This is a genomic window from Streptomyces sp. NPDC054866 (assembly GCF_053610745.1).
The window spans coordinates 529,294-546,457 of the sequence record NZ_JBSGZA010000003.1; the positions used below are offsets into that span (position 1 = coordinate 529,294).

General features: G+C 70.7%; 17 protein-coding genes. 9 read left to right on the top strand and 8 right to left on the bottom strand.

Features of this window, described 5'->3' with window-relative positions; all coding sequences use genetic code 11:
- Positions 1-19 precede the first annotated feature (19 nt).
- The gene (locus ACWGI2_RS17870) at positions 20-1,468 is read left to right on the top strand and encodes an NAD(P)H-quinone dehydrogenase (RefSeq protein WP_453696210.1); all 1,449 of its coding nucleotides are present in this window, start codon (positions 20-22) and stop codon (positions 1,466-1,468) included.
- A gap of 166 nt (positions 1,469-1,634) precedes the next feature.
- Positions 1,635-2,612, top strand: coding sequence for a DeoR/GlpR family DNA-binding transcription regulator (locus ACWGI2_RS17875; RefSeq protein WP_453397268.1), 978 nt, complete (start codon positions 1,635-1,637; stop codon positions 2,610-2,612).
- On the opposite strand, the gene ACWGI2_RS17880 is transcribed toward ACWGI2_RS17875, so the two are convergent.
- On the bottom strand, positions 2,598-3,239 hold the full coding sequence (locus ACWGI2_RS17880) for a TetR/AcrR family transcriptional regulator (protein ID WP_453397267.1): 642 nt from the start codon (positions 3,237-3,239) through the stop codon (positions 2,598-2,600). The genes ACWGI2_RS17875 and ACWGI2_RS17880 overlap by 15 nt on opposite strands.
- A gap of 172 nt (positions 3,240-3,411) precedes the next feature.
- Complete coding sequence (locus ACWGI2_RS17885; protein ID WP_453696212.1) at positions 3,412-5,184, bottom strand: acetyl/propionyl/methylcrotonyl-CoA carboxylase subunit alpha; 1,773 nt, start codon at positions 5,182-5,184, stop codon at positions 3,412-3,414.
- A 349-nt stretch (positions 5,185-5,533) separates the two neighbouring features.
- Here ACWGI2_RS17885 and ACWGI2_RS17890 point away from each other — a divergent pair, with 349 nt between their 5' ends.
- Complete coding sequence (locus ACWGI2_RS17890; protein WP_453397265.1) at positions 5,534-6,010, top strand: hypothetical protein; 477 nt, start codon at positions 5,534-5,536, stop codon at positions 6,008-6,010.
- Between the two features lie 55 nt (positions 6,011-6,065).
- Here ACWGI2_RS17890 and ACWGI2_RS17895 read toward each other — a convergent pair whose 3' ends face one another.
- The 4 genes from ACWGI2_RS17895 to ACWGI2_RS17910 form a co-directional block, all read right to left on the bottom strand.
- The gene (locus ACWGI2_RS17895) at positions 6,066-6,674 is read right to left on the bottom strand and encodes a nucleoside triphosphate pyrophosphatase (protein WP_453696213.1); all 609 of its coding nucleotides are present in this window, start codon (positions 6,672-6,674) and stop codon (positions 6,066-6,068) included.
- Positions 6,675-6,720: 46 nt separating this feature from the next.
- Positions 6,721-6,849 carry a morphogenic membrane protein MmpB gene (gene mmpB, locus ACWGI2_RS17900; protein ID WP_272902837.1) on the bottom strand — a complete coding sequence of 43 codons (129 nt, stop codon included), beginning with the start codon at positions 6,847-6,849 and terminating at the stop codon, positions 6,721-6,723.
- A gap of 96 nt (positions 6,850-6,945) precedes the next feature.
- Entirely contained in the window at positions 6,946-7,152 is a 207-nt protein-coding gene (locus ACWGI2_RS17905; protein WP_160506857.1) for an acyl-CoA carboxylase subunit epsilon, read from the bottom strand.
- Positions 7,153-7,178: 26 nt separating this feature from the next.
- Complete coding sequence (locus tag ACWGI2_RS17910) at positions 7,179-8,792, bottom strand: acyl-CoA carboxylase subunit beta (protein ID WP_453397263.1); 1,614 nt, start codon at positions 8,790-8,792, stop codon at positions 7,179-7,181.
- Positions 8,793-8,930: 138 nt separating this feature from the next.
- Between ACWGI2_RS17910 and ACWGI2_RS17915 the strand changes: the two genes are divergently transcribed.
- The 5 genes from ACWGI2_RS17915 (at position 8,931) to hutH (ending at position 15,234) form a co-directional block, all read left to right on the top strand.
- The gene (locus tag ACWGI2_RS17915) at positions 8,931-9,818 is read left to right on the top strand and encodes a biotin--[acetyl-CoA-carboxylase] ligase (RefSeq protein WP_453696214.1); all 888 of its coding nucleotides are present in this window, start codon (positions 8,931-8,933) and stop codon (positions 9,816-9,818) included.
- Between the two features lie 219 nt (positions 9,819-10,037).
- Positions 10,038-11,216, top strand: coding sequence for an adenylate/guanylate cyclase domain-containing protein (locus ACWGI2_RS17920; protein ID WP_453696216.1), 1,179 nt, complete (start codon positions 10,038-10,040; stop codon positions 11,214-11,216).
- A gap of 123 nt (positions 11,217-11,339) precedes the next feature.
- The gene (locus ACWGI2_RS17925; protein ID WP_453397260.1) at positions 11,340-12,137 is read left to right on the top strand and encodes an enoyl-CoA hydratase/isomerase family protein; all 798 of its coding nucleotides are present in this window, start codon (positions 11,340-11,342) and stop codon (positions 12,135-12,137) included.
- Positions 12,138-12,228: 91 nt separating this feature from the next.
- Positions 12,229-13,413: a diguanylate cyclase domain-containing protein gene (locus tag ACWGI2_RS17930; protein WP_453696218.1), complete on the top strand. Its 1,185-nt coding sequence runs from the start codon at positions 12,229-12,231 to the stop codon at positions 13,411-13,413.
- Between the two features lie 282 nt (positions 13,414-13,695).
- The gene (gene hutH / locus ACWGI2_RS17935) at positions 13,696-15,234 is read left to right on the top strand and encodes a histidine ammonia-lyase (protein ID WP_453696758.1); all 1,539 of its coding nucleotides are present in this window, start codon (positions 13,696-13,698) and stop codon (positions 15,232-15,234) included.
- A 75-nt stretch (positions 15,235-15,309) separates the two neighbouring features.
- On the opposite strand, the gene ACWGI2_RS17940 is transcribed toward hutH, so the two are convergent.
- Complete coding sequence (locus ACWGI2_RS17940) at positions 15,310-16,086, bottom strand: PepSY domain-containing protein (protein WP_453397258.1); 777 nt, start codon at positions 16,084-16,086, stop codon at positions 15,310-15,312.
- A gap of 85 nt (positions 16,087-16,171) precedes the next feature.
- Complete coding sequence (locus tag ACWGI2_RS17945) at positions 16,172-16,474, bottom strand: LPXTG cell wall anchor domain-containing protein (protein ID WP_453397642.1); 303 nt, start codon at positions 16,472-16,474, stop codon at positions 16,172-16,174.
- 128 nt (positions 16,475-16,602) lie between these two features.
- On the opposite strand from ACWGI2_RS17945, the gene ACWGI2_RS17950 reads away from it, so the two are divergent.
- Entirely contained in the window at positions 16,603-16,971 is a 369-nt protein-coding gene (locus ACWGI2_RS17950; protein WP_453397257.1) for a hypothetical protein, read from the top strand.
- The last annotated feature ends 193 nt before the right edge of the window (positions 16,972-17,164 follow it).

Sequence of the window (17,164 nt, forward strand, 5' to 3'; positions counted from 1 at the left end):
CCTTGAAGCGTGCGGGACAATGGAGTACGTGACTCGGATCGTGATCATTGGCGGCGGACCCGGCGGATACGAGGCGGCACTGGTTGCCGCCCAGCTCGGCGCGGAGGTGACCGTCGTCGACTGCGACGGTCTTGGCGGGGCGTCGGTGCTCACCGACTGCGTCCCGTCGAAGACTCTGATCGCCACGGCCGAGGTGATGACCACCTTCGACTCCTCCTATGAAGAGCTCGGGATCATCGTCGCGGACGACACTCCGCACATCGACACTCCCGCGCGCGTAGTCGGCGTCGACCTCGGCAAGGTCAACCGCCGTGTGAAGCGCCTGGCGCTCGCGCAGTCCCACGACATCACCGCGTCCGTCACGCGTGCGGGCGCCCGCGTGCTGCGCGGCCGTGGCCGCCTGGAGGGCCAGCAGGACACCGACGGCTCGCGCAAGGTCGTCGTGCGCGCCGCCGACGGCACCGAGGAGACCCTCGTCGCCGACGCCGTGCTCATCGCCACCGGCGGGCACCCGCGCGAGGTTCCCGACGCGCTGCCCGACGGCGAGCGGATCCTCAACTGGACCCAGGTGTACGACCTGGACGAGCTCCCCGAGGAGCTCATCGTGGTCGGGTCCGGTGTCACCGGTGCCGAGTTCGCCGGCGCCTATCAGGCGCTCGGTTCGAACGTCACGCTCGTCTCCAGCCGCGACCGCGTGCTGCCCGGCGAGGACCCGGACGCCGCCGCCGTCCTGGAGGACGTCTTCCGCCGCCGTGGCATGAACGTGATGTCGCGCTCCCGCGCCGCCTCCGCCAAGCGCGTGGGCGACCGCGTGGAGGTGACGCTCAACGACGGCCGCGTCATCTCCGGTACGCACTGTCTGATGGCCGTGGGTGCCATCCCGAACAGCAGCGGCATGGGCCTTGAGGAGGCCGGGGTCAACCTCAAGGACTCCGGGCACATCTGGACCGACAAGGTGTCGCGCACGTCCGCGCCGGGCGTGTACGCCGCCGGTGACGTGACCGGGATCTTCGCGCTCGCCTCCGTCGCCGCCATGCAGGGGCGCATCGCGATGTACCACTTCCTGGGCGACGCGGTGACGCCGCTGAACCTGAAGACCGTGTCGTCGAACGTCTTCACCGACCCCGAGATCGCGACCGTCGGCTACAGCCAGTCCGACGTCGACAGCGGGAAGATCGACGCCCGCGTCGTCAAGCTGCCGCTCCTTCGCAACCCGCGCGCGAAGATGCAGGGCATCCGCGACGGCTTCGTCAAGATCTTCTGCCGTCCCGGTACGGGCATCGTGGTGGGCGGAGTGGTCGTCGCGCCGCGCGCTTCGGAACTGATCCACCCCATCTCGATCGCGGTCGACAACAATCTGACGGTCGAGCAGATCGCGAATGCGTTCACCGTGTATCCATCGCTTTCGGGGTCGATCGCCGAGGTCGCGCGTCAACTCCACACGCGGAAGTCGGCGGGCGAAGCCTGATCGCGGACCGATCGGTGCGCAGGTCACGGGCTGTTGTCGCCCATTCGCCCGGCATAAGCGGGGTGGGTAGGCCCGTATACCACTTCCCACCCAACCGTGCGAACAACTTCTGTAATTCGGCGCAAACTGCTGAAAGCAGACGGTCGTTGGGGTTACTGTCAGTTTCGTGTTCGCTGCAGAACGTCGCCAATTGATCCTCGAAATGGTGCGGGCCAACGGAGCTGTATCGCTCCGGGAGCTCGCCCGCGTCGTCCAGACCTCCGAAGTGACCGTACGGCGGGACGTGCGCGCGCTGGAGGCAGAAGGACTCCTCGACCGCAGACATGGCGGTGCGGTATTGCCGGGCGGATTCACGCGGGAGTCCGGCTTTCCGCAGAAATCACATCTCGCGACCGCCGAGAAGACGGCCATCGCCGATCTCGCGGCGGGACTCGTCGAAGAAGGCGAAGCCATCGTCGTCGGGGCGGGTACGACCACGCAGGAGCTGGCCCGACGGCTCGCGCGGGTGCCCGGTCTGACCGTCGTCACCAACTCCCTCCTGGTGGCACAGGCCCTGGCTCATGCCAACCGCGTCGAGGTCGTCATGACCGGCGGCACCCTGCGCGGGTCCAACTACGCGCTCGTGGGCAGCGGGGCCGAACAGTCCTTGCAGGGCCTGCGGGTCTCGCGCGCCTTCCTGTCGGGCAGTGGTCTGACCGCCGAACGCGGGCTCTCCACGTCCAACATGCTCTCGGCGAGCGTGGACCGTGCGCTCGTCCAGGCGGCTGCCGAGGTCGTGGTCCTCGCCGACCACACCAAGCTCGGCACCGACACGATGTTCCAGACGGTGCCGACGGACGTCATCACCCGCCTGGTCACGGACGAACCGCCCACGCACGACGACCGCGCGGCCACCGAGCTGCAGGCCCTGGCGGACCAGGGTGTGCAGATCGCGGTGGCGGGCGGCTCGGCGAGCCCCAACTCCGGATCAGGGGTGGATTCGGTCCCGGCGCGACAGCCGCGCCGGGACGTGCCACTGCCGGGGCAGCGCCGTAACCACGGCGGTCATGGGGCAGGCCCCGGGGCGCAGTTGCGCAGTGCGGTGCTCGGGGAGCAGCAGCCCGGGGAGCGCGCCGCGCGGGTGGCGGATCTACGCCGCCGCTGATCCGGCCGCCTGGTCGGCACCGCACCCGTCGGGTGCCGATCCTTCGGGCTTCAGGCCGCGCAGGGTCAGCATCAGGAGGCGGTCGGCCAACTCGGGGTCGTCGGGGGTCTCTTCGGCGGCCAGCGCGATCGCGTTGGTCAGCTGCATCAGGTCGCCGATCGAGACACCGGGGCGCACGGCACCGGCCTGCTGCGCCCGCACGAGCAGGGCCGTGCCCGCCTCACGCATGGGCCTGCTGCATCGGGAGAGTGCTGAACTGTCGTCGTGCGACGCCGACATGAGGGCGCGGGAGAGCCCGCGGTACTCACCCGCATGAGTGATGATGGCGCGCAGCCAGGTCACCAGGGCCGAGCAGGGCTGCGTGTCCTCAAGGAGCGCGCGGGAGCGGTCCAGAAGGTCGCTCAACGCCTCTTCGAAGACGGCGCTCATCAGGGCGTGACGGTTGGGGAAGTGGCGGTAGAGGGTGCCGATGCCTACGTTCGCGTGGCGGGCGATGTCCTCTAGCGAGGCGTCCGTGCCGTGCTCGGCGAAGGCGGCGCGGGCCTCTGCGAGGAGCCGGTCGTAGTTGCGGCGCGCGTCCGCTCTTTTCAAGCGGGGGCGCTCTTGCGGGCTCTCTGCCTCTGCCATGGCGGGCCTCCCTGACCTGAACGTACGCGTGTGCCTCAAGTCTGCCCGAAGCGTGCGTGCCGTCTGTCACCGGCTTCGCCGAGTTCGTCCTCAAGCGCCGGACGGGCTGAATACTGCGCTGGCCGGGCTGGATGCTCCAGCCCGGCCAGCGTATAAGTACTGCTCTGCGGGACTAGTCCTTGATCTCGCAGATCACCGCGCCGGAGGTCAGGCTCGCGCCCACCTCCGCGGTGAGGCCCTTGATGGTGCCCGTGCGGTGTGCGTTCAGGGGCTGTTCCATCTTCATGGCCTCCAGGACGACGACCAGGTCGCCCTCCTGGACCTCCTGGCCCTCCTCGACAGCGATCTTGACGATCGTGCCCTGCATGGGGGACGCCAGGGTGTCACCGGACGCCGCCGGGCCCGACTTCTTCGCCGCGCGCCGCTTGGGGCGGGCGCCGCCCGCGGCAGCGGTGCGGGCGATCGTCATGCCCAGCGAGGAGGGGAGCGAGACCTCAAGACGCTTGCCGCCGACCTCGACGACGACCGTCTCGCGGCCGGGCTCCTCGTCCGTCTCGGTGTCGGCCGCCGCGGCGAACGCGGGGATCTCGTTGACGAACTCGGTCTCGATCCAGCGGGTGTGGACCGTGAACGGGTCGGTGGAGCCGGTCAGTTCGGGGGCGAACGCCGGGTCCACGACGACCGCGCGGTGGAACGGGATGGCCGTGGCCATGCCCTCCACGTTGAACTCCGCAAGGGCACGCGCGGCACGCTGCAACGCCTGCTGACGCGTCGCGCCGGACACGATCAGCTTGGCCAGGAGCGAGTCCCAGGCGGGGCCGATGACGCTGCCGGACTCCACGCCCGCGTCCAGGCGCACGCCCGGACCCGACGGCGGGGCGAAGGTGGTCACGGTACCCGGAGCGGGCAGGAAGCCACGGCCCGGGTCCTCGCCGTTGATGCGGAACTCGAAGGAGTGGCCGCGCATCTCCGGGTCGCCGTAGCCCAGTTCCTCGCCGTCGGCGATGCGGAACATCTCGCGGACCAGGTCGATGCCGGTGATCTCTTCGGTGACCGGGTGCTCCACCTGGAGACGGGTGTTGACCTCCAGGAAGGAGATCGTGCCGTCGGTGCCGACGAGGAACTCGACGGTGCCGGCGCCCTCGTAGCCCGCTTCCTTCAGGATCGCCTTCGACGCCGCGTACAGCTCGGCGTTCTGGGCCTCGCTCAGGAACGGCGCGGGCGCCTCCTCCACCAGCTTCTGGTGGCGGCGCTGGAGCGAGCAGTCACGGGTGGACACGACGACCACGTTGCCGTGCTTGTCGGCCAGGCACTGCGTCTCCACGTGCCGCGGCTTGTCGAGGTAGCGCTCCACGAAGCACTCGCCGCGGCCGAAGGCCGCGACGGCCTCGCGCACCGCGGAGTCGTACAGCTCGGGCACCTCTTCGAGGGTCCTGGCCACCTTCAGACCGCGCCCGCCGCCACCGAAGGCGGCCTTGATCGCGATCGGCAGGCCGTGCTCCTCGGCGAAGGCCACGACCTCGTCGGAACCGCTGACGGGGTCCGGCGTACCGGCCACCAGCGGGGCTCCCGCGCGCTGCGCGATGTGCCGGGCCGCGACCTTGTCACCGAGGTCACGGATGGCTTGCGGCGGCGGGCCGATCCAGATCAGGCCCGCGTCCAGGACGGCCTGCGCGAAGTCGGCGTTCTCCGAAAGGAAGCCGTAGCCGGGGTGGACCGCGTCCGCCCCCGCGTCCTTGGCCGCTGCCAGCACCTTGGAAATGTCCAGGTAGCTGGTGGCCGGAGTGTCACCGCCCAGCGCGAACGCCTCATCTGCCGCGCGGACGTGCAGAGCGTCCCGGTCAGGATCTGCGTAGACGGCTACGCTCGCGATCCCTGCATCCCGGCATGCCCGAGCAACGCGGACAGCGATTTCGCCACGGTTGGCGATGAGCACCTTGCGCACGATGGCTCCCTCCTTGAAACAAGCCGAGTTTAGGGACTGCCGACACGACCTTTCGACCCGTCCCCAATGGTGAGCTTGCCCACACGGAGCGTGATCCGGGGCCTGCCCGTCCGCGAAATCCCTTGTCGCACCACGGTACGCAGGGTCCCTTACCGGCAGACTAACGTCCCGATGTGGTCAAGGTCTCTGTGAGAGCGCGCTGCGGCAGGGGGGCAATCTTTGTGGAGTCCCTACGAATGGCCCAATGATTCTTTGCCTTCGGTAGAAGCCTTGTCCCCCGGTTTACCCGTTAGTAGCGTTCGCGATGTCTCGGACGTACTAGCGGTAACAGCGGAAGTGGGTGGGCGCCGTGGCGCGTAGACCGGTGGCCTTGGTGGGCGCGATCGTGCTTCTGGTGGAGGCGGTGGGCATCGCGCTCCTCAACTGGTTCCTCGGACTCGTGGTCAACAAGCAGGACATGTCCCTCGCGGGCCTCGACCCGCACGCCATGTCCGTGTCGACGTGGATCGCGGGCGGCGTCTTCGGCTGCTACCTCGTGCTCTGCGGCGTCGTCATGGCGCGCTCGGCGATCCGCGACCGCGCGCCGGGCCGCTTCGGCCGGCTGCTCCTGATCAGCGCCGCCGTGGTGCACGGGCTGCTCGGGGCGTTCTCGGTCGGCCTGGTCGGCTGGCCCGCCTTCGCGTTCATGATGGTCGTGCTCGGCCTGATCGTCCTGACGTTGGTGGCCTACGACAAGAAGCCCGACGAGGTCGCCGACGAGCCGCGCCCCGGCCACGGGGCGGCGGGCGGCGGCGCGCCGGAGAACGGCGCCCCACAGCCCGCCTGAAGCCCTCCAGGGCCGCTCCAGCCGGCCTGAGCCCTTCCGAGAGCGTCGCGCGAGCCTACTTCGCCCACAACTCCGTGATGCCGACGCCCAATTCGGACAGGAGGCGGCGCAGCAGCGGCAGTGAGAGGCCGATGACGTTGCCGTGGTCGCCCTCGATCGAGTCGACGAAGGGGGCCGAGCGGCCGTCGAGCGTGAACGCGCCCGCCACGTGCAGCGGTTCACCGCTCGCCACGTACGCGGCGATCTCCTCGTCCGAGGGATCGCCGAAGCGGACGACGGTCGAGGCGACCGCGGACACGTGGCGGCCCGCCACGGTGTCGTACACGCAGTGGCCGGTCTGCAGGACGCCCGCGCGCCCGCGCATCGACTTCCAGCGGGCCGTGGCCTCCTCGGCGTCGGCGGGCTTGCCGAGCGCCTCACCATCCAGTTCCAGGACCGAGTCGCAGCCGACGACCAGCGCGCCCTGCACGTCGGGGCGCGCGGAGACGACCGACGCCTTGGCCTCGGCGAGGGCGAGGGCGAGCTCGGCGGGGGTCGGTGCGGAGATCGCGTCCTCGTCGACCCCGCTGACGATCACCTCGGGGGCGAGACCGGCCTGGCGCAGGAGGCCGAGCCGGGCGGGGGACTTGGAGGCGAGGACGAGACGGCGGGGCTGATCAGTCATGACGTTAGGTTAGCGAGCCGCAGGTCGGCGAGCCGCCGTGCGGGTCTCAGTGGATGCCCAGGACGAACATCGCCACGACCATGGCCAGGGCGAGGACGAGTCCCGCACGGCGCATCTTCGCCTGCATGTCCCGCATGTCCTTGGGCGGGTTGTTCTCCGGGTCCGACCACAGCATGCAACCGATACTGCGCGCGGTGACGCCGGGGCGCCTGAGTACGCGTACTCAGGCGCCCCGGCCCGTCTCACTCATTCTCGGACCGCGCGGCCCGGCTCACCCGGGCCAGTAGGTGCGGCCCCACGACGTCGGCCCCGGTGCGGGGAGCCGGTGGCGGGCCACCCGCGCGGGGTCCGCCCAGGCGTCGAGCACCGCGGGCGCGCCGGACGGCTGGTTCGCGACCGCCGCGGCGCGCGCTTGGACCACCGCGAGCGCGGCGGCAAGCTCCTCCGGGGTGGGGTTGCCCCGTACGACCTTGATCATGAACGGTCTCCTTACTGCGGCACGGCCTAGAGGGGGATGTTGCCGTGCTTCTTCGGGGGAAGGGATTCCCGCTTCGTACGCAGCTGACGCAGGCCCCGCACCAGATGCGAGCGGGTCTCCGACGGCATGATCACAGCGTCGATGTAGCCGCGCTCGGCGGCCGTGTACGGGTTGAGCAGCCGGTCCTCGTACTCCTGGATCAGGCGGGCGCGGGTCGCCTCCACGTCCCCGGAGGCCTCGGCCGCGGCGATGGTCTTGCGGTGCAGGATGTTGACCGCGCCCTGCGCGCCCATCACCGCGATCTGCGCGGTCGGCCAGGCCAGGTTGAGGTCGGCGCCCAGGTGCTTGGAGCCCATGACGTCGTACGCGCCGCCGAACGCCTTGCGGGTGATGACGGTGATCAGCGGGACCGTCGCCTCCGCGTACGCGTAGATCAGCTTGGCGCCGCGGCGGATGATGCCCGTGTGCTCCTGCTCGACGCCCGGCAGGAAGCCCGGCACGTCGACGAAGGTGATGACCGGGACGTTGAACGCGTCGCAGGTGCGGACGAAGCGCGCGCCCTTCTCGGAGGCGTCGATGTTCAGGCAACCGGCGAACTGCGTCGGCTGGTTGGCGACGATGCCGACCGGGCGGCCCTCGATCCGGCCGAAGCCGGTGACGATGTTCGGCGCGAAGAGCGGCTGCGTCTCGAAGAACTCGGCGTCGTCCAGGACGTGTTCGATCACCGTGTGCATGTCGTACGGCTGGTTCGCGCTGTCCGGGATCAGCGTGTCGAGCTCGCGGTCCTCGTCCGTGAACTCCAGGTCCGCCTCCTCGGGGAAGGCGGGGGGATCGCTGAGGTTGTTCGAAGGCAGGTAGGAGAGAAGGGACTTGACGTACTCGATCGCGTCCTTCTCGTCGCCCGCCATGTGGTGCGCGACGCCGGAGGTGCTGTTGTGGGTGCGGGCGCCGCCGAGCTCCTCGAAGCCGACGTCCTCGCCGGTGACCGTCTTGATGACGTCGGGTCCCGTGATGAACATGTGCGACGTCTGGTCGACCATGACCGTGAAGTCGGTGATGGCCGGGGAGTAGACGGCGCCGCCCGCGCACGGCCCGACGACCAGGCTGATCTGGGGGATCACACCCGACGCGTGGGTGTTCCGGCGGAAGATCTCCCCGTACATCCCGAGGGCCATGACGCCCTCCTGGATGCGGGCGCCACCGGAGTCGTTGATGCCGACGACCGGACAGCCGGTCTTCAGGGCGAAGTCCATGACCTTGACGATCTTCTGCCCGAAGACCTCGCCGAGCGCACCGCCGAAGACGGTGAAGTCCTGGGAGAAGACGGCCACGGGGCGGCCGTCGACGGTTCCGTAACCCGTCACGACACCATCGCCGTACGGGCGGTTGGCGTCGAGGCCGAAGTCGTGCGAGCGGTGCTGGGCGAACTCGTCGAACTCGACGAAGGAGTTCTCGTCCAGGAGCAGCTCGACGCGCTCACGCGCCGTCAACTTGCCCTTCGCGTGCTGCTTCTCGACCGCGCGAGCCGAACCGGCGTGCTTGGCCTCCTCGATGCGGCGCTGCAGATCAGCGAGCTTTCCCGCAGTCGTATGGATGTCGGTACTGGGCACGGGCACGTTGGGCTCTTCCGGCTCGGACATACGGATGCGGCTCCCTGCCTGCTCAAAGGGGCGACGGGCGGCTTGCGGCTGCTGGTGACTCGCTTGCTACTGACTCGTAGGGTATCGGCGCGCATACGGTTCGGCAGTGCGGCGTTTACCACACCTAAGGTGGCTTGCATGACGCCGCGAGATGCTTCAGACGACCCTTCCGACCTCCCTGAGGGCAACCGCTGGTCCGACCTCGAAAGGCCGCCCCTGAACGCCGCGTCGCTGCGGCGCGCACTGGTGCGGGACGGGGGCCTTTGGACCTCTCTGGACGTGGTGCCCGCGACGGGGTCGACCAACACGGATCTGGCCGCCCGCGCGGACGAGCTGCCCGAGGGGGCGGTCCTCGTCGCCGAGGAACAGAGCTCGGGGCGCGGCCGCCTCGACCGCCGCTGGTCGGCGCCGGCCCGCTCGGGCCTCTTCTTCTCGGTGCTCCTGAAGCCGGGGCCCGAGGTGCCGGTGGAGCGGTGGGGGTGGCTTCCGCTGCTGACCGGTGTCGCCGTCGCCACGGGCCTCTCGCGGGCGGCCGGGGTGGACACGGCGCTCAAGTGGCCGAACGACCTGCTGGTGACGGTGGCGGGCGAGGAGCGGAAGGCCGGGGGCATCCTCGCGGAGCGCGCGGGTTCCGGTGACGGCGGGGGTGTGGTGGTCGGCATCGGCATCAACGTGACCCTGCGGGCGGACGAACTGCCGGTGCCGGGAGCGGGTTCGCTCGCGCTGGCCGGGGCCGCTTCGACGGACCGGGACACGGTGCTGCGGGCGGTGCTGCGTTCCCTGGAGCAGTGGTACGGGGACTGGCGCGCGGCGGAGGGCGATCCGGTGGCCTCCCGCCTCCAGGAGACGTACGCGGCGGGCTGCGCGACGCTGGGCCGCAAGGTCAGGGCAGAGCTGCCGGGCGACCGGTCGATCACGGGGGAGGCGGTGGCGGTGGACGGCGACGGCCGCTTGGTGCTGGCTACGGGGGACGGGGTGCAGGAGCCTGTGGGGGCGGGGGATGTGGTGCATTTGCGGGGGGCGTAGCTGCGGGGCAAACGGGCGGGTGGGTGGGAGAGGCTTGTTCGTTCAGGTGAGGATGCGGGGCAAACGGGCGGGTGGGTGGGGAAGAGGTGTTCGTCCCCGCAGCTGCGGGGACCCACTGCTCAAGGCGCCCCGCCAGAGAAAGGCGTGAGCTGCGGCACACCTGCCGTAAAGTTGGCGCCGGTCGATACCTGACCGCGGCAGATCGGAAGGGCAGCAGGCGTGACCGTCGACGACACGGGCTCCGGCACGGGTGCATCCCCCGGCCCCGACGGTGAGCCCGGACGTACCGCAGGGCCCGCCACAGACGCGTTCGACTCGATGGACTCCGGGGACGAAAAGCCGGGAGATCCGGAGAAGGACCCCCTCGCCCTGCGCCTCGAAGGGCTGATCCTCGGCGCGGACCGCCGCTACACCCCGTTCCAGGCGGCCCGCAGCGCCGGCGTATCCATGGAGCTTGCCTCCCGCTTCTGGCGGGCCATGGGCTTTCCCGACATCGGCCAGGCCAAGGCCCTGACCGAGGCCGACGTCCTCGCGCTGCGCCGCCTCGCGGGCCTCGTCGAGGCGGGGCTGCTCAGCGAGGCGATGGCGGTGCAGGTGGCCCGGTCGACCGGGCAGACCACCGCCCGCCTGGCCGAATGGCAGATCGACTCCTTCCTGGAGGGTCTGACGGAGCCGCCCGAGCCGGGCATGACGCGGACCGAAGTCACGTATCCGCTGATAGAGCTCCTCCTTCCCGAGCTCGAGGAATTCCTCGTCTACGTGTGGCGGCGCCAGCTCGCCGCCGCCACCGGACGGGTCGTGCAGGCCGCGGACGACGAAGAAATGGTCGACCGGCGCCTCGCCGTCGGATTCGCCGACCTCGTCGGCTTCACGCGGCTCACCCGGCGCATGGAGGAAGAGGAACTCGGCGAGCTCGTCGAGGCCTTCGAGACCACAGCCGCCGACCTGGTGGCCGCGCACGGAGGGCGGCTCATCAAGACGCTGGGCGACGAAGTGCTGTACGCCGCCGACGACCCGGGCGTGGCCGCGGAGATCGCCCTGCGGCTGATCGAGACCATGGCCAACGACGAGACGATGCCCGAGCTGCGCGTCGGTATCGCCTTCGGCACGGTCACGACGCGGATGGGCGACGTCTTCGGTACGACGGTGAACCTCGCGAGCCGCCTCACGTCGATAGCGCCTCGGGACGCCGTCCTGGTGGACGGCGCGCTCGCCGAGGAGCTGACGCGGACGGGGGACGCTCCCGCCTCCGAGACCGAGGCGGCGGAGGCGGCCGAGCTGGCCGAGAAGGAGGGCTCCGAGCCGCCCTCCTATCGCTTCGCCCTGCAACCGATGTGGCAGCGGCCCGTACGAGGTCTCGGCGTCGTCGAGCCCTGGCTGCTGGCCCGGCGTAGCTGAGCCTGCCCCTTGAACCGCCGCTTCGCGGCGGAATTTTCCCGCCCGCCCACCCGGCACTCCGTAGCGGTGACATGATCCTCGTACAGTGCGGTAACGGGCGTTAACCAGACGTGGAGGAAAGCCATGGGTGGCGAGCAGCGGTTCGGGGAATTCGTCAGCGTCAGGCGGCACGCCTACGTCGCCGAGCTCGTCCTCGACCGGCCCAAGGCCATGAACGCCGTGTCCACGGACATGGCCCGCTCCATCGGCTCCGCCTGCGAGGCCCTCGCTCAGGACCGTGACGCCCGCGTCGTGGTCCTCACCTCCACCCATGAGCGGGCCTTCTGCGTCGGCGCCGACCTGAAGGAGCGCAATTCGCTCTCCGACGCCGAGTTGGTGCGGCAGCGGCCCACCTCGCGGGCCGCCTACACCGGCGTACTCGAACTGCCCATGCCGACCGTCGCGGCCCTGCACGGCTTCGCGCTCGGGGGCGGGTTCGAGCTCGCGCTCGCCTGCGATCTCATCGTCGCCGACCCGACCGCCGTGGTCGGGCTCCCCGAGGTGTCGGTCGGCGTGATCCCGGGCGGCGGCGGTACGCAGCTGCTTCCGCGCCGGGTGGGGGCGGCGCGGGCCGCCGAGCTGATCTTCACCGCGCGGCGCCTTGAGGCGGGCGAGGCGCGGGAGTTGGGGCTCGTCGACCAGCTGGTGGGTGAGGGTGAGGACCGTACGGAAGCGCTCGCGCTCGCCGCGCGGATCGCCGCCAACTCGCCCGTCGGGCTGCGCGCCGCCAAGCGCGCCCTGCGGCTCGGGCACGGGCTCGACCTGCGTGCCGGCCTTGAGGTCGAGGACGCGGCCTGGCGTTCGGTGGCCTTCTCCGGTGACCGGGCCGAGGGTGTCGCGGCGTTCAACGAGAAGCGGAAGCCGCAGTGGCCCGGGGAGTGAGCGGATCCCCTGGATCTCCTGGAGCTCTCGGTCCACACGCTGCGTAATGTTCCAAACGCCCAAATTGTCGCAAATCTCCTAGCCTAGGGAGATGGGAGAGGATGTCCGGCTGCGGGCCGTGGTCGTGCTGGCGCAGGGGATGGCCGCCGCGCACACTCCACGTGAGTCCTGGCGGGCGGCCGCCCACGGCGCTTGCCGCGCGCTGGCCGGGAGTTTCGCGGCCCTGTCCGTCTGGGAGCGTGACCTCGGGCGGCTGAGGGTGCTCGTGAACGTGGGCGAACGGGCCGAGGGGGAGGAAGAGTTCCCGGAGCGCGAGGCGTATCCGGTGAACGAGTTCCCGGAGATCACCGAGTTCCTGCATGAGCGCTGGGCGGGCGGCGGTGAGCCGCACGCCTGGGTCGAGACGGCGCGGGGGCCCGCGGAGGCCACGGCTCCCGGTTACTGCCACCAGCGCGTCGCGGCCCTGCGCAGGCGTGGCCGCGGTTGCTGCGTGGTCGCGCCGATCGTGCTGCACGGGCGGGCGTGGGGCGAGCTGTACGTGGCGCGGCCGGTGGGGGCGCTGCCCTTCGGGCGCGCGGACGCGGACTTCGCGACGGTGCTCGCCTCGGTCGTCGCGGCGGGCATCGCGCAGACCGAACGCCTGGAGGAGGCGCGGCGCCTCGCCTTCACCGACGCGCTGACGGGGCTCGCCAACCGGCGTGCGGTCGATCTCCGCCTTGAGGAGGCGGTGGAGCGGCACCGTGCGGAGGGGACGGTGGTGAGTCTGGTCGTGTGCGACGTGAACGGTTTGAAATGGGTCAACGACACCCAGGGGCACGCGGTCGGCGACCGCCTCCTCGAACGCTTCGGTTCGGTGCTCTCCCTGTGCGGGGCGATGCTGCCGGGGACCCTGGCCGCGCGGCTCGGCGGGGACGAGTTCTGCCTGCTCTCGGCGGGTCCCTCCGCCGACGAGGTGGTGCGGGTCGCGGACGAACTCTGCGTGCGGGCTGCCGAGTTGGATGTGGGGGAGGGGGTCGCGTGCGGGGTCGCCTCCACGGAGGATCCGATCGGCGAGGTCCGCTCGGCCCGCCGCCTGTTCCGCCTCGCGGACGCGGCTCAGTACCGCGCGAAGGCTGCGCGGGCGGCGAAGCCGGTGGTTGCGGGACGTGAGGGGGCGGATGATCCTGTGGTGCGGTTGGCGGACTCGGAGGGGGTTGGGCCTGCGGGGGAGCGGCGGCGGTTCCGTGGGCGCGGGGCCTCCCGGCGGGGTGGGGAGGGTGGGGAGGGGGCTCGGTGAATTCCCTGCGGGGCGGTGGGGGCTCGTCGCGCAGTTCCCCGCGCCCCTGACTGGGCTGGGCGTGTTGTTTCCTGCGGGCCGGTGGGGGTTTGTCGCGCAGTTCCCCGCGCCCCTGACTGGGCTGGGCGTGTTGGTTCCCTGCGGGGCGGTGGGGGTTTCTCGCGCAGTTCCCCGCGCCCCTTACGGGGCTTGGCGCGTCCGCCCCCTGCTCTCGGTAAGAGGCTCAGGGTGTATCCGCCCGTGACACCTGGCGATTCAAACCGTACGCTGCTGAATATGGATATGCACACCGTGGTCCTGGGGACGTCCGGGACAACCGCTGCGGATGTCGTCGCCGTTGCGCGTGGCAATGCCCGCATCGAGCTTTCGGCCGAAGCCGTGGCCGCTCTTGCCGCCTCGCGGGAGATCGTCGACGCGCTCGCCGCCAAGCCCGATCCCGTCTACGGCGTATCGACCGGCTTCGGCGCCCTCGCCACCCGGCACATCGGCCCGGACCTCCGCGCCCAGTTGCAGCGCAACATCGTTCGCTCGCACGCGGCCGGGATGGGCCCGCGCGTGGAGCGCGAGGTCGTGCGCGCGCTGATGTTCCTGCGGCTGAAGACGGTCTGCTCGGGGCGTACCGGCGTACGGCCCGAGGTCGCGCAGACCATGGCCGACGTGCTCAACGCGGGGATCACGCCCGTCGTCCACGAGTACGGCTCGCTCGGCTGCTCCGGCGACCTCGCGCCGCTCAGCCACTGCGCGCTGACGCTCATGGGCGAGGGGGACGCCGAAGGGCCAGACGGCGAGCTGAAGCCGGCCGGTGACCTGCTCGCCGCGCACGGCATCACCCCCGTAGAGCTGCGCGAGAAGGAGGGTCTCGCCCTCCTGAACGGCACCGACGGCATGCTCGGCATGCTGGTGATGGCCCTCGCGGACCTCGACGCCCTCTACAAGTCCGCCGACATCACCGCGGCCCTCACCCTTGAGGCGCTCCTCGGCACCGCCAAGGTCCTCGCTCCCGAGCTGCACGCCATCCGGCCGCACCCGGGCCAGGGAGCCTCCGCGGCCAACATGCTCGCCGTTCTCGAAGGGTCGGGGCTGACCGGCCACCACCAGGACGACGCGCCGCGCGTCCAGGACGCGTACTCGGTGCGGTGCGCGCCGCAGGTCGCGGGCGCCGGGCGAGACACCCTCGCCCACGCCCGTACGGTCGCCGAGCGCGAGCTGGCCTCCGCCGTCGACAACCCCGTGGTCCTGCCCGACGGCCGCGTCGAGTCCAACGGCAACTTCCACGGGGCGCCGGTCGCCTACGTCCTGGACTTCCTCGCGATCGCCGCCGCCGATCTCGGCTCGATCGCGGAGCGCCGCACGGACCGGCTGCTCGACAAGAACCGCTCGCACGGCCTGCCGCCGTTCCTCGCGGACGACGCGGGCGTGGACTCCGGCCTGATGATCGCCCAGTACACGCAGGCGGCCCTGGTGAGTGAGATGAAGCGGCTCGCCGTCCCGGCGTCCGCCGACTCCATCCCCTCCTCCGCGATGCAGGAGGACCACGTCTCGATGGGCTGGTCCGCGGCCCGCAAGCTCCGTACGGCGGTCGACAACCTGACCCGCATCGTCGCCATCGAGCTGTACGCGGCGACGCGCGCCGTCGAACTCCGCGAGGGCCTCACGCCGGCCCCGGCGACCCGCGCGGTCATCGACGCGGTCCGCAAGGCGGGCGTCCAGGGCCCGGGTCCGGACCGCTTCCTCGCGCCCGACCTGGCGGCGGCGGACGAGTTCGTGCGTTCCGGCGCGCTGCTCGACGCGGTCGAACCGGTGACGGGTCCGCTGGCCTAGCCGACGGCTGTAGGCCGTACGCCGAAGGGGGCGCCGTCAGCGGATGACGGCGCCCCCTTTCGCTGCGACAGCACGTCAGTCGCGGTCGACGTGCTCACGGGTGATGTTGCCCTTGACCGCGTCGATCTCGAAGTCGGTCTTGTTCCAGTCGTCGGTGACGACGTCGACGGACCAGACGAGCGCCTTGTTGTCGTTGTCGTCGAGGCCGATCGACGTGACCGTGCCCTTCTTCTTGTCCGTCGCGGTCTTGGCCGCCTGCTCCGGCGTCTGCTTGACGCGGGAGAGCCAGTCGGCCGTCTCCTTCTTGTCGTCGGCGTCCTGGTCGTTGTCGGGGGCGGAGCTGATCACCTTGCCCGAGACCGCGTCGATGCGGACGTTGTGCACGGTGCCGTTCTTCTCGGCGACCTCGGCGACCCATTGCGGGGTGCCCGCGCTGCCGCTCGGGCTCGGACTGGGGCTCGGGCTCGGGCTTCCGCTCGCGTCGTCTTCGTCGGTGTCGTCGCTGTCGTCGTCCACGCCCTTCAGGTCGAGGTCGGTCAGCTTGCCGCCCGAGACCTTCCCCACCGCCGTGGTGGCGGCCTTGTCGTAGGTGACCTTGGTGGTGGCGAGCAGCGCCTTGCGCTCCTGCTGGTCCTGCGTGAGGGACGCGCTGCCCGTGGGGCTCTGCGTCGGCGCCTCCTTCGGAACGGACTTCGCCGCCTTCGAGGTCGCTTCGGCGGACGACTTGCCGTTGTCGTCTCCGCAGCCTGTCACCAGTGCCGCTGAGGCCACGAGGGCGCACACGGCGCCGACGCGACGGAGATGGCGGGCGCGCGGGGCGCCGCTCTTGCTGTGCCGGGGCTCGAATCTCATAACGGCATGACTAGCCGTCAGCCCGCCCGGCCGTGCTGTCCGACGCGCCAGGGTCACCCGATCGATGTGAGCGCCTGAGCGCCCGTCAGTAAGCCGGGCCCTGCCGCTCGCGTCGTACCGAATACGCCACGAAGCCCGCCCCGAGGCCCAGGAACGCCGTCCCGCCGATCAGGTACGGGGTCGTGTCGGCGCCGGCACCGGTGTCGGCGAGGCGGTCGTCCGTGGCGGCGGCGGTGTTCTCCGGGTTCAGCGTCGCGCGGCGCTGTTCGGTGTGGACGACCCGGGGGGCGTCGGGCGCCTCCGGGGATCGATACGTCGCCGTCGCATTCGCGGAGGGAACGAACCACAGGGCGCCGAGGAGGGCCCCTGCGGCAGTGGCGGTGAGCAGCGATCGACGTGCGGACACGGAATCGGATCCCCCTTGTGGCGCTGGCGAATTGGCCGTGTGGGGCGATGGTAATGAAAGGCGCGGGTCGCGGGAAAGCCGCGGGGGCCATGGGTCGTACGCTCCGACTCATGAGCACATCTGAGACATCACGTTTTGTACGCCTCCGAGTCGAATTGGTGGTGGAGGTCGACGATTCCGGCGAGCTGTCGTCGTCCGCCCTGCGCCGGATCGCGGAGGACGAGCACATGCCCGCCGAGGAGCGGCTGCACGCCGAGACGGCCGTCAAGGAGGACGACGCGGAGGCACTCGCCTATCTGGTGGACCCGTTCGACCTGGTCAGCAAGTTGCCGGGGGTGGAGCTCTCGCAGGCCTCCTGGAGCAGCGAGCAGATCGACTACGACCCCGATTCGCCGGACTGGGACCCGGACGAGGATGATGACGACGACGAGGCCGACGAGGACGTGGCCCGGGACGGCGCTGGTGGCCGGGGGCTGTAGACGGTAGACGAGAGGTCCTACGTCTACCGGACGGAAAAAACGGAACCCGTAGCCCCGGACGGCAACCGCCGCCCGGGGTTCCGTCGTCTCAGTGGTGCACGGATGTCACCGGCGCACCGCATGACGTGGTGTTCCCCACATCTTCCGCGGAAGTGGAACGGGACGAACCGGGCAGGACGTTATGCGGGATTAC